Origin of the sequence: Streptomyces sp. NPDC126499 (assembly GCF_040302485.1) — a bacterium.
In the GTDB taxonomy this organism is placed as follows: domain Bacteria; phylum Actinomycetota; class Actinomycetes; order Streptomycetales; family Streptomycetaceae; genus Streptomyces.
Genome location: NZ_JBEOUO010000053.1, coordinates 1 through 1,816 on the forward strand (window position 1 = coordinate 1; position 1,816 = coordinate 1,816).

A 1,816-nucleotide genomic window follows, 5' to 3' on the forward strand; every position below is an offset into this window, starting at 1 on the left:
CCCTAATGTTGATGCAACAAAACCAAGTGCAATTTGGCTAAGAACCCCATTTGGATAGGTGGGATATTGTCTATAGTCCTCTCTTAAAATAAGTACTCTAGCAAGTGTACCACCAATTATTCCTATAATAATTAAAATTAAATGTGGGGTAGATAGAATTTGTGCTCTCATTTTTTCCCCCTCCTCATATCTACTTTTCAAAAATATTATCTCCGCAAATGAATAATGTATTCAGGTTTATAATAATAAAATGAACTTTGTATGGTTGGAGAAAATTTTTTAAAAAATCATTCATATTAAAGTTTAGTTTAGATAAAAATAGATTTGGGAGGTGAAAAAATATGTTTAATAAAAATAAGTTTTTAGGTGTAATAAATAATATGGGAAATCCAGATGATATAAGTCTGTTAAATAATTTAGGAATTAAAGAATCAAACGAACCATTCATTGAAATAAATAGTCCATTTGAGATGAAAGAACCAGTTGAAATTAGAGAACCACAGTAATATAAAGCAATGAATACACTGAGAAAAAACTCTGATTAAAATATTGAACAGAGTTTTTTCTATAAGTTAAATTTATATTGGATTTTTATTGATTATTATTTTATTTTCTAACCACTTAGGATAAATGAAACGAGGATTCACTTAATAAAGCCTATTATATTTTAAAGAAATTGTTTCAATATCTCATATTTAAGGAAATACTACACTGAATAACGAACCAGCCAATGGAGGTAATTAGTTTGGAGAATAAAAAGCAGAAAGATTCAATTCATAAAGGAGAAAACCATGAAAATAATCACCATCACGGAGGAATCTTTGGAGGTAATACAGAACTTATTTTTTCATTACTATGTGGTGCCTTATTAGGAATTGGTTATCTTATAAGTATAACGAAAGATAATGTCAGTTTAATATCCATTACTTTGTATGTTATAGCGTATTTTTTTGGCGGATTTTTTACGATTAAAGAAGCTATTTCATCTATAAAAAAAGGAAAATTTGAAATAGACTTTCTAATGATCTTGGCAGCAATTGGGGCAGCTTTTCTAGGTGAGTGGGCTGAAGGTGCATTGTTACTGTTTTTGTTTAGTGCAGGACATGCACTAGAACATTTTGCGATGAATAGAGCACGTAATTCAATATCTGCCCTTGCTGATATTGCCCCTAGAACAGCTATTGTACGAATTGGAAAAGATCAAAAAGAAGTGCCTATAGAGGATTTGACAGTCGGGGATATTGTAATTGTAAAGCCAAATAGCAAAATATCAGCTGATGGAGTTGTCGTGAAAGGTAAGAGTAGTGTTAATCAAGCTCCAATAACGGGTGAGAGCATGCCTGTTGATAAAATTCCTATAAGTAATCCAGATAATATATCGGAGAAAAATCTACCTTCTGAAAGTAGAGTGTTTTCTGGAACGATTAATGGTACTGATACTTTAGAAGTTAAGGTATTAAAAGAAGCTAACGATTCGACTTTAAGTCGTTTAATAAAATTAGTGAAAGAAACGGAATCACAGAAATCGCCTACTCAATTATTTACTGATCGTTTTGAGAAGTATTTTGTCCCAGCTATACTTATATTGGTGTTTTTACTTCTTTTTGCTTTTCTTGTTTTAGATGAAACATTTAGTGAAAGCTTTTATCGGGCAATGGCAGTTTTGGTTGCAGCAAGCCCTTGCGCATTAGCTATTTCTACGCCAAGTGCTGTATTAAGTGGAGTAGCAAGAGCTGCTCGTGGAGGTGTATTAATAAAAGGTGGGTTACCTCTTGAAAATTTAGGAGAATTAAAAGCAATAGCCTTTGATAAAACA

Annotated in this window: 2 protein-coding genes; one reads left to right on the forward strand and one right to left on the reverse strand. The window is 31.6% G+C overall.

Going from position 1 to position 1,816, the window contains the following annotated elements; all coding sequences use genetic code 11:
- A partial coding sequence (locus ABTZ91_RS33950) for a YIEGIA domain-containing protein (RefSeq protein ID WP_352081090.1) occupies nucleotides 1-171 on the reverse strand: 171 nt, incomplete at its 3' end.
- 559 nt (nucleotides 172-730) lie between these two features.
- Here ABTZ91_RS33950 and ABTZ91_RS33955 point away from each other — a divergent pair.
- Nucleotides 731-1,816, forward strand: a 1,086-nt coding sequence (locus ABTZ91_RS33955) for an HAD-IC family P-type ATPase (RefSeq protein ID WP_352081089.1), incomplete at its 3' end; no start/stop codon positions are given.